The organism is Actinotalea sp. C106 (assembly GCF_023630195.1).
GTDB lineage: Bacteria > Actinomycetota > Actinomycetes > Actinomycetales > Cellulomonadaceae > Actinotalea.
Map to the genome: position 1 here is coordinate 1 of NZ_JALPKN010000109.1, position 9,920 is coordinate 9,920.

The 9,920-nt window shown below is 72.0% G+C and carries 10 protein-coding genes; 4 read left to right on the top strand and 6 right to left on the bottom strand.

What is annotated here, in order from left to right; all coding sequences use genetic code 11:
* The 3 genes from L0B03_RS09120 to L0B03_RS09130 all read left to right on the top strand — a co-directional run.
* Positions 1–591: DUF3097 family protein (locus tag L0B03_RS09120; RefSeq protein WP_250445497.1), on the top strand; the 591-nt coding region annotated here is incomplete at its 5' end.
* A gap of 105 nt (positions 592–696) precedes the next feature.
* On the top strand, positions 697–1,101 hold the full coding sequence (locus L0B03_RS09125; protein WP_250445498.1) for a DUF4870 domain-containing protein: 405 nt from the start codon (positions 697–699) through the stop codon (positions 1,099–1,101).
* Position 1,102: 1 nt separating this feature from the next.
* Complete coding sequence (locus L0B03_RS09130; RefSeq protein WP_250445499.1) at positions 1,103–1,594, top strand: DUF4870 domain-containing protein; 492 nt, start codon at positions 1,103–1,105, stop codon at positions 1,592–1,594.
* 163 nt (positions 1,595–1,757) lie between these two features.
* Here L0B03_RS09130 and hemW read toward each other — a convergent pair whose 3' ends face one another.
* Both hemW and lepA read right to left on the bottom strand, forming a co-directional pair.
* Positions 1,758–2,999 (bottom strand): radical SAM family heme chaperone HemW, encoded by a 1,242-nt coding sequence (hemW, locus tag L0B03_RS09135; RefSeq protein WP_250445500.1) that lies wholly within the window; start codon positions 2,997–2,999, stop codon positions 1,758–1,760.
* A 37-nt stretch (positions 3,000–3,036) separates the two neighbouring features.
* Positions 3,037–4,920: a translation elongation factor 4 gene (gene lepA / locus L0B03_RS09140; RefSeq protein ID WP_250445501.1), complete on the bottom strand. Its 1,884-nt coding sequence runs from the start codon at positions 4,918–4,920 to the stop codon at positions 3,037–3,039.
* 319 nt (positions 4,921–5,239) lie between these two features.
* Here lepA and rpsT point away from each other — a divergent pair, with 319 nt between their 5' ends.
* A complete protein-coding gene (gene rpsT / locus L0B03_RS09145) occupies positions 5,240–5,500 on the top strand; it encodes a 30S ribosomal protein S20 (protein ID WP_250445502.1) in 261 nt (86 codons plus the stop codon).
* Positions 5,501–5,667: 167 nt separating this feature from the next.
* Here rpsT and L0B03_RS09150 read toward each other — a convergent pair whose 3' ends face one another.
* The 4 genes from L0B03_RS09150 to L0B03_RS09160 form a co-directional block, all read right to left on the bottom strand.
* The gene (locus tag L0B03_RS09150; protein WP_250445503.1) at positions 5,668–7,023 is read right to left on the bottom strand and encodes a helix-turn-helix transcriptional regulator; all 1,356 of its coding nucleotides are present in this window, start codon (positions 7,021–7,023) and stop codon (positions 5,668–5,670) included.
* A gap of 72 nt (positions 7,024–7,095) precedes the next feature.
* Positions 7,096–7,224, bottom strand: coding sequence for a hypothetical protein (locus tag L0B03_RS19295; protein WP_284501588.1), 129 nt, complete (start codon positions 7,222–7,224; stop codon positions 7,096–7,098).
* Between the two features lie 276 nt (positions 7,225–7,500).
* A complete protein-coding gene (gene holA / locus L0B03_RS09155; protein WP_250445504.1) occupies positions 7,501–8,511 on the bottom strand; it encodes a DNA polymerase III subunit delta in 1,011 nt (336 codons plus the stop codon).
* 25 nt (positions 8,512–8,536) lie between these two features.
* On the bottom strand, positions 8,537–9,920 hold a 1,384-nt coding region (locus L0B03_RS09160), incomplete at its 5' end, for a ComEC/Rec2 family competence protein (protein WP_250445505.1).

The window sequence follows — 9,920 nt, forward strand, 5'->3', positions numbered from 1 at the left end:
CCCTCGGCCCCGACCCGCACCGCATCGGGGTCGGTCGCCGTGCACGGCGCCCGGGCGCGCGTGGCCCGCGGTGGACGGATCTGGGTCGAGGGCAAGCACGACGCCGAGCTCGTCGAGCGGGTGTGGGGTGACGACCTGCGCCTCGAAGGGGTCGTGGTCGAGATGCTCGACGGGGTCGACGACCTCGCCGGGGCGGTGCGGGAGTTCTCCCCCGGTCCCGGCCGCCGCCTCGGCGTGCTGGTCGACCACCTGGTCCCCGGCAGCAAGGAGTCGCGGATCGCCGCCGACGCGATGAGCGTCGCCCGCCCGGGCACGCTGCTGGTGCTGGGGCACCCGTACGTCGACGTGTGGCAGGCCGTACGTCCCGAACGCGTCGGGCTCACCTCCTGGCCGCGCATCGACCGCGGCACCGAGTGGAAGCGCGGGATCCTGGCCGAGCTGGGCTGGCCCGCGCAGAGCCAGGCCGACGTCGCCCGGGCCTGGCAGCGCATCCTGGGCACGGTGCGCGACTACCGCGACCTCGAACCCACCCTGCTCGGCCGCGTCGAGGAGCTCATCGACTTCGTGACCGCAGACCCCCTCCCCACGTGATGACCCGTTTCGCTAGGGTGCGAGAGCCGCACGGCGCAGCGACCTCCGCTGCGGCGGGCGTGCGCTCGTCCGGTGCCCACCGGTCCGTACCGAAAGGCCTCTGCCATGACTGATCCCAACACACCGCCGAACCCGCCCGGGGGGCCGAGCACGCCCCCGCCGGCAGGTCCGCACGGGGCTCCCGGGCTCTCCGACGCCGAGGTCCGCCAGTGGGCCGGCTTGGCTCACCTCGGAGGCATCCTCGGCTTCCTGCCCTCGCTCATCATCTGGCTCGTCTACAAGGACCGCAGCGGCTTCGTCGCCCAGGAGGCGAAGGCTGCCCTGAACTTCCAGATCACCCTGCTCATCGGCTACATCGCCCTCAACGTCATCGGCTGGATCATCCCGGGTCTCGGGCTCCTCGCCACGGTGGTGTGGGTGGTCGGCATCATCTTCTCGGTGCTCGGCTACCAGGCGGTCAACCGCGGGCAGGCCTACAAGTACCCCTTCTCCCTCGAGCTGGTGAAGTGACATGACGACCGACCCGTCCGCCCAGAACCCCGACCACGACGACCACCCGGGTGGCGCGACGCCGCCCCCGCCCGCAGGTGGTGGCACGCCCCCGCCTCCCGGGTACTCCGCACCGGGGGCCTACCCGCCCCCGCCACCCGCGGGCCCCACCTCGGGCGCCCAGCCGCTGCTGAGCGACTCCGACCAGCGGCTGTGGGCGACGCTCTCCCACGTCGGCGGCATCCTGTTCGGCTTCGTCCCGCCACTGGTCATCTGGCTGATCTTCAAGGAGCGCGGGCGCTTCGTCGAGGAGCAGGCGAAGGAGGCGCTGAACTGGCAGATCACGCTGGCGATCGCCTACGTGATCGGCTGGGTGACCAGCGTGATCCTCATCGGGATCCTGATCCTGGTCGCCGCAGGGCTCGCGGCGCTCATCTTCGGCATCCTCGCCGCGGTCGCCGCGAACAAGGGCGAGGCGTACCGGTACCCGTTCGCCCTGCGTCTGGTGAAGTGATCTCGACGCAGCGACCTCGACGGAGCCAGAGCCGGACCGCAGCAGACGTGCGGTGAGCTCCTAGCGGTGCCACGGGAGGGTCGGCCAGAAGGCCGGCCCTCCCGTCCTGCGTCAGGGCTCCGTCGGGTCGGGCTCCGTCGGGTCGGGCTCCGTCGGGTCGGGCTCAGTCGGTCAACGCCCGCACCACCGTGTCGGCGAGGAGCCGCCCGCGACGGGTCAGCACCACCCGGCCTCGGACGGCCGCGCGTCCGTCGAGCAGCTCGTCTGCGACGAGACCGGCCACGGCGGTGCGCGCGCGACCCGTGAGCGAGCCGAGGGCGAGGCCTTCCCGGATGCGTGAACCGAGCAGGGTCCGCTCGAGGCCGACCTCCTCCCGACCGAGGAGCTCTCTACCGGCTGCCGGGCTCAGCCCACCCTCCAGGCGCGACGCGTAGGCCCGTGGGTGCTTGACGTTCCACCACCGCACGGCCCGCTGCCCTGCTCCGACGTGCGAGTGCGCCCCGGGGCCGATCCCCCACCAGTCGGCACCCCGCCAGTACGCGAGGTTGTGCTGGCAGGCATCAGCAGGGGTCCGGGCCCAGTTGCTGACCTCGTACCAGGTGAGGCCCGCGGCCTCCAGGACGTCGTCCACGAGCTCGTACTTCGCGGCCTGGTCGTCCCCGTCAGGCAGGTCCAGCTCGCCGCGACGGACCTGGACGGCCATCTTCGTGCCAGGCTCGACGACCAGCGCGTAGGCCGAGACGTGATCCACCCCGCACGCGACCGCGGCCTCGACCGAGCGACGCCAGTCGTCGAGGGACTCCCCCGGCGTGCCGTAGATCAGGTCGAGGGAGACAGCCAGGCCCGCGTCCCGGGCCCACCGGACGGCCTCGGGTACCCGCGCGGGATCATGGGTCCGCTCCAGGGTCGCCAGGACGTGCGGCACGGCTGACTGCATGCCGAAGGACACCCGCGTGAACCCCGCGCCGGCGAGCCGGGCCAGGGAGTCCGGCGTCACCGAGTCAGGGTTCGCCTCGGTCGTGACCTCGGCGCCGGCCTCGAGCCCCCAGGTCCCCCGGACGTGGGCGAGCATCCGCACGAGGTCCTCGGTGGGCAGCACGGTAGGAGTGCCGCCCCCGACGAAGACCGTGCCGACCTCGCGTGAGCCCCGCCCCACCGCCTCGAGGGTCGCCGCCGCGAGGTCGATCTCACGCAGGGCTGTCTGGGCGTAGGCGAGCTGACTCGCACCGCCGCCGAGCTCGCTCGCGGTGTAGGTGTTGAAGTCGCAGTAGCCGCACCGCACCGTGCAGAAGGGCACGTGCAGGTAGACACCGAATCCCGGGACCTCAGGGGGGGTCTCGGCGACCCACCCGGGCAGGTTCCCGTCCGGCGGTGGTACCTCGCCGTCGGGCAGGGCCGGGCTCACGCCTCGACCCGGAGGCTAGCTCCGCGGGTCCGGGTGCTCACTTCTTGGGCTTGTCCTTGCCGCCGCTGTCGTCGGAGGACAACGCAGCGATGAAGGCCTCCTGCGGCACGTCGACCCGGCCGATGGTCTTCATGCGCTTCTTGCCCTCCTTCTGCTTCTCCAGGAGCTTGCGCTTGCGGCTGATGTCGCCGCCGTAGCACTTGGCCAGGACGTCCTTGCGGATGGCGCGGATCGTCTCGCGCGCGATGACTCGTGAGCCCACGGCTGCCTGGATCGGCACCTCGAACTGCTGGCGCGGGATGAGGTCCTTGAGCTTGCCGGCCATCATCACCCCGTAGGCGTAGGCCTTCTCCTTGTGCACGATCGCACTGAAGGCGTCGACCTGCTCACCCTGCAGCAGGATGTCGACCTTGACGAGGTCGGCTGCCTGCTCACCGGCCGGCTCGTAGTCCAGCGAGGCGTAGCCACGGGTCCTGGACTTGAGCTGGTCGAAGAAGTCGAAGACGATCTCGGCGAGCGGCAGCATGTACCGCATCTCGACCCGCTCCGCGGAGAGGTAGTCCATCCCCTGCAGGTCGCCGCGGCGGCCCTGGCACAGCTCCATGACGGCGCCGATGAACTCGCTCGGCGCGAGGATCGTCGCCTTGACGACCGGCTCGCGGACCTCGCCGATCTTGCCCCCGGGGAACTCGCTCGGGTTGGTCACCGTGACCACGGAGCGGTCCTCCATCGTGACCTCGTAGACCACGTTGGGCGCTGTCGAGATCAGGTCGAGGTCGAACTCCCGCTCGAGCCGCTCACGGATGATCTCCAGGTGCAGCAGACCGAGGAACCCGACCCGGAAGCCGAAGCCCAGCGCGACCGAGGTCTCAGGCTCGTAGGCGAGGGCGGCGTCGTTGAGCTTGAGCCTGTCCAGGGCGTCACGCAGCACCGGGTAGTCGGAGCCGTCGATCGGGTACAGGCCCGAGAACACCATCGGCCGGGGGTCGTGGTACTCGGCCAGGGCGTGGCCCGCGGGCTTGCTGGCGTTCGTGACGGTGTCACCCACCTTGGACTGCCGGACGTCCTTGACGCCGGTGATCAGGTAGCCGACCTCGCCGACGCCGAGCCCCTGGGTCCGGATCGCCTCGGGCGAGATGACGCCGATCTCGAGGAGCTCGTGGGTCGCCCGGGTGGACATCATGACGATCTTCTCGCGCGGGTTGAGCTGCCCGTCGACCACGCGCACGTAGGTGACCACGCCGCGGTACGTGTCGTAGACCGAGTCGAAGATCATCGCCCGGGCGGGAGCCTCGGCATCGCCCACGGGCCCCGGGACGGTCGCGACGATGAGGTCCAGCAGCTCGGTCACGCCGGCGCCCGTCTTCCCCGAGACGCGCAGGACGTCGGCGGGGTCGCCACCCACCAGACCCGCGATCTCCTCCGCATACCGCTCGGGCTGGGCGGCAGGAAGGTCGATCTTGTTGAGCACCGGGATGATCGCGAGGTCGTTCTCCATCGCGAGGTAGAGGTTCGCCAGGGTCTGCGCCTCGATCCCCTGGGCGGCGTCGACCAGAAGAACGGCCCCCTCGCAGGCGGCCAGGGAGCGGGACACCTCGTAGGTGAAGTCGACGTGCCCCGGGGTGTCGATCATGTTGAGCGCATAGGGCGTGGTGGTGCCGTCCTGCTCGACGGCCCACGGCATGCGAACGGCCTGGGACTTGATCGTGATGCCCCGCTCGCGCTCGATGTCCATCCGGTCGAGGTACTGGGCACGCATCGCACGCTGGTCCACCACGCCGGTCAGCTGGAGCATCCGGTCGGCGAGGGTCGACTTGCCGTGGTCGATGTGGGCGATGATGCAGAAGTTGCGCAGCAGCGACGGCGGCGTGGCCGCGGGCTGGATGCGCGACGTCAGCTCGGTGCTCGGGATCGGGGACAAAGCGATGGGCTCCGGGGATCGGGAGGGCACGAGGACAGGTCACCCATCGTCCCATGCCTGAGCTCGGCACGGTCCCACACCTGCCCGAAGGCGGGTCGATCCACGGCCGACGGGCCGCGAGTGGCGGGGCTGCGGACCAGGGGCGGGACGCTGAGCCGACGTGGCTCCCTCACGGCCCAGGCTGCTAGCATATGAGGACGCGTGTCCGCCCAGGTCGGCGGGCACTGATCCGGCTCCTCTCCGCGGGTGTCCCCACGCCCCAGTCCCGGCGCCGGACGCGCCCTCGACGACCTGTCCATACGCACAAGAGAGTTCACACGTGGCGAACATCAAGTCCCAGATCAAGCGGATCCGTACCAACGAGATCTCGCGGCTGCGCAACAAGGCAGTGAAGTCCGAGCTCAAGACGCAGGTGCGCCGCGTCCGCGAGGCCGTCGCCGCCGGCGACAAGGAGGCGGCGACGACCGCGCTGCGTTCCGCGTCGACCAAGCTCGACAAGGCCGCCAGCAAGGGCGTCATCCACGCCAACCAGGCTGCCAACCGCAAGTCGGCCCTGGCGAAGCAGGTCGCCTCGCTCTGACGAGCGTGCGGCTCCGCCCGCAGACGTGACGACGGCGCCGGCCCCCTCGGGGGTCGGCGCCGTCGTCACGTGCAGTCAGTGACCTGCCACCACGTCCGGTGGCGACACCAGCGCTGGCTCCCCCTGCAGGCCAGCGCTCGTGTCCGCCCCGGACGAGGTGGACGCGATCACGCCTCCGAGCTCTGAGACCCTGCTGCCTGCGTCGTGGCCGCCTGCCCCGGGGTGACCAGCGGGGTGGTCGTCGGGCGGATGCCGACCTCGCGCAGCGCGGTCTCGTAGGCGTGGGCCGCACCCTCGAGATCGCCGTGGGCCAGGAGGCGGTCGCCCAGCGCTCGCCAGACCGAGGCGGACTCGCGCCCTGCGGACATCATGCCGAGCATGTCCGCTGCCCAGCGGTAGGCGGCGTGGGCCTCGTCCAGAGCGCCCTGAGCGGCGAGCACGTCGCCGAGCAGGATGTGGCCGTTGCATCGGTCGAGTGTGGCCGTCTCGTCGAGCCGTCCGAGCCCCGCCCGAACGAGATCCTCCGCCGCGGCGATCTCGCCGAGAAGCAGGCGGGCACGCCCACCCTCGAAGTCGCACCGCGCGAGCTCCACCTCCGAGCCCACGAGGGTCAGGTCGGCCTGGGCCCGCCCGAGCTGCTCGAGGGCCGCCTCGGGCTCTGGGGCGTCCAGGCGGAGGAGGAGCCATGCGTAGTGCAGGCGCAGGCGTGGCACGTCCCGGCTGCTGGCCCCCTCACTCATGTAGGCGAGGGCACGCTCGGTCAACCGGCGCGCCTCGGCAAGATCACCACGCCCCTCGGCTACCAACGACGCGTTCCAGTAGATGCTGCCCCGACCACGCATCGTGCCCGTCTCGTCGGCGAGCCTGACGAGCTCGGCGGCTCGGTGCGCAGCGAAGAGCAGGTCGCCCCGCTCGTAGTAGGACCACAGGATCGTGGAGGCGAGCCTCAGGTGCTCGTCGGTCCCCGCGACGCCGAGGGTCTCGAGCTCGTGGAGCACCTGCTCCCCGAGCTCGATGCTGTGCCCGAGGTCGCCGGCCTCGTGGTAGGCCGCGACGAGGCTCGTCGCGAGGCCCGCCGCCTCGGTGGCACGACCCCGCTGCCGCGCCTCCTTGAGGAGCGGCTCGAGCACGGCGATCGACTCGTCGAGCTCACCGAGGGCCTCGTGGGCCTGGGCGAGGGCGTGCAGGGCCTCGGTGTGGTGCCTCGGCGCGATCGTCGAGAGGTCGAGGGCAAGGAGTCGATCCCGCGCCTCCTCAGCCGCGCCGTTCGCGAGAGCGAGGCGCGCGAAGCCGATCTCCAACCGGGCACGCTCCTCGCTCGGAGCCTTGTCCCCGTGGCGGAGGTAGTCCGCGGTGGTCCCCAGCCGGTCGGCGAGCACCGCGAGGGCCGCGTCCGTCGGTACTCGACGGCCGGCCTCGATCAACGAGATGTAGCTCGGCGAGAAGTCGTCGCCCGCGAGAGCGGTCTGGGACATTCCGGCACGGGTGCGCTCATCACGGAGTCGCTCGGAGAGTTCAGTCACAGTTGGTCACTCTAGCCTTGACATCGCCCTAGCGGGAGGGGCTCGGCGGCTCCGCAAGGGTGAAATCGTCAACTACTGCTTGCAGCAGCCCGTGCTCCCTATGGCGGTCACCGAGACGCCATCACCCGGGACGGGCAGTCCGACCACGGCGAGGCCGAGGGCCAGCAGGGCGGTGGAGACGATCTTCGTGGTGCGGTTCATGGGGAGCTCCTCGTGGGACGACGCAGTGTGTCACGACGACTATGACAGGATTTCTCCGTGTTTGCACCCCCTCTGACCTGGCTCTTTGACGCGATCATGAGGGACTTTTGAGCATGAACACGCAGAGACCGGGGCATATCCTGCGGCTCGTGGAGCCTCGCGAGAGACGAGGCTCACAGGGTCCAGACCTCAAGACCGGTACCCGAGTCACTCCTCTCGTGACCAGCACCCGTCGCGCGACCCACGCCCGCCCGTCCCGCGGAGTGGACGCGGTGATCAGCCGCCAGCGGCCTCGGCGACACGGAGCACGGCGCGCTCGACCGCGAAGACGGGATCCTTACCCGCCCCCTTGACCTCGGCATCAGCCCGGGCAACCGCCGCGATCGCGGTGGCGAGGGACTCCGGGGTCCATCCGACGAGCTCCTTGCGCGCCCGGTCGACCTGCCAGGGGGCCAGACCCAGGTCGCGTGCAGGGTCGAGGCCACGCCCTCGCGCCGCCGCGACCTTCGCCAGGAGCCGGAGCTTCGCGGCGAGGGCTGCCACGACGGGAACGGGGTCGGAGCCGGTCGCGAGGGCGTGTCGCAGGAGTGCGACCGCATCCCCCGCCCGGCCCGAGGCCGCAGCGTCCGCGACCTTGAACCCGGTCGCCTCGACCCTGCCCCCGTAGTAGCGGGCCACCGCCTGTCCGGTGATCACCCCGCTGGTGTCCGCCGCGAGCTGCTGGCAGGCCGCGGCGAGCTCGCGCAGGTCCGCCCCACATGCCTCGAGGAGTGCCCGGAGTCCCGAGGCGTCGGCCCGCCGACCGGCTCGGCGCAGCTCCGCCGTGGCGAAAGCGCTCTTGTCGGCCTCGCGCTTGATCGGTTCGCAGGCCACCACGACGGCCCCTGAGCCCCGGATCGCGTCGAGGGCCTTCTTGCCCCGCACACCGCCTCCGTGGACGAGCACGAGAACGACGTCGCTCGCGGGCTCGGCGACGTACTCGACGACCTCCGCGAGTGCCGCGTCGGTGGCGGCGTGCAGCTCGTCGATCACCACCACCCTGGGCTCGTCGAACAGGCTCGGGCTCACGACCACGCGAAGACGACCACCCTCGTACCCCGCAGCCGAGACCCGGGTCACCTCGACCGCGGGGTCGGCCGCACGAGCCTGGGCGAGCACGCGGTCGACGGCCCGCTCCGCCAGGAGGGTCTCCGTCCCCGTGACGAGGACCACGGGGGCCGGGGCCACCTCGTCCCAGGAGAGGGCCGAGCTCGTCGAGGGCGCGCTGCGGCGCGGGGGACGTGCCATGGCGTCAGCCTCCCATGAACCGCCGTCACTCCATGGCCCGGCGCCGCGCCGCCCGCAGGACGCCGACGAGCGCGCCCGCCGTGAGCACGGCGAGCAGGAGTGCCCCGCCCGGGCCCGCAGGCCATGCGATGGTCGCGCCCGGGAGGCCTGCGGCAGCCCGAGCGACCCACGCGATCCACGTCGCCGGGACAGCCGCGGCGTGGGTGAGCACAGAGCCGAGTGGTGGTGCCCACGGGGCCACGAGGGTCGCCAGGACCCCCAGCAGGGTCGCAGGAACCAGCGCCGGCGTGGCCAGGAGGTTCGCCGGCACGGCGTACGGCCCGACCACCGGCTCGAGCAGGACCAGGACCGGGGCGCAGACCGCCTGGGCAGAGAGGGGCACCGCCAGGAGCATCCCGCGCGGGCGGCCTGCGTCCAGGGCCCGCACCAGGGCCGGGGCCAGCAGGACGATCGCTCCCGTCGCGAGCACGGAGAGGATGAACCCGTAGGACCGCGCGAGCCAGGGATCGAGCACGACCAGCACCACGACCACGGCACCCAGGGCAGGAGCGGCACGAGACGGCCGACCGACCAGCAGTCCGACGAGGCCGAGGGAGCCCATCAGCCCGGCGCGCATCACGCTCGGCTGAGGGTGCACCAGCAGCACGAACCCCAGCATGGTGACCGCAGCGACGGCGACGCGGGCCGACCGCGGCGCCCCGGAGGTCGCGAGCAGCACCAGGACCGTGCTCGAGACGATCGCGAAGTGCGCCCCCGAGACGGCCGTGACGTGCGTCAGGCTCGCCGTGCGCATGGCCGCGTCGAGGTCCTCCGGCACCCTGCGCGTGTCTCCGATCGAGGTGCCGGGGACGAGCCCTCGGGCATCAGGGGCCAGCTCGTCGCTGGCCTCGAGCAGGGCGGCACGAGCAACCGCCACCCAGCTCGCCGGGCCCGCAGGTGCGGCGAGGACCTCGGGAGGCCCGCTCGCGCTGAGGACGCCGAGGGTCGCCTCCCCCGGCTCACCGCCCCGCAGCCGCCCCACAGCCCGGACCTGGGCCCCTCGCTCGACCCCGTCCCAGCTCGGTTCACCGATCACGAGGACGCTCGCTGCTGCCCGTCCCGCCCGGCCCCGGACCGTCACCTGGTCGACACGCAGGAGGACGCGCAGCTGCGGCGGGTCTGCCTCGGACCGCCAGGGGGACGCGACCGGGACGGGCTCGGAGGTCACCTGCCCGACCAGCGCGACGACCGCGCGCTCCTCGACCGATCGCGCGAGGTCTCCCGAGCTGCGCAGGTGCACCTGCGCGGCGATCGAGGAGAGGCAGCAGGCCACCGTGACGAGGGCGAGCCAGACCGTCCATCCCGGTCGACCCGGTGCCGCCCTGGGTCCGAGCGGCCCGGGCCTGCGGGTGCGGACCCGCCGGCCGGCG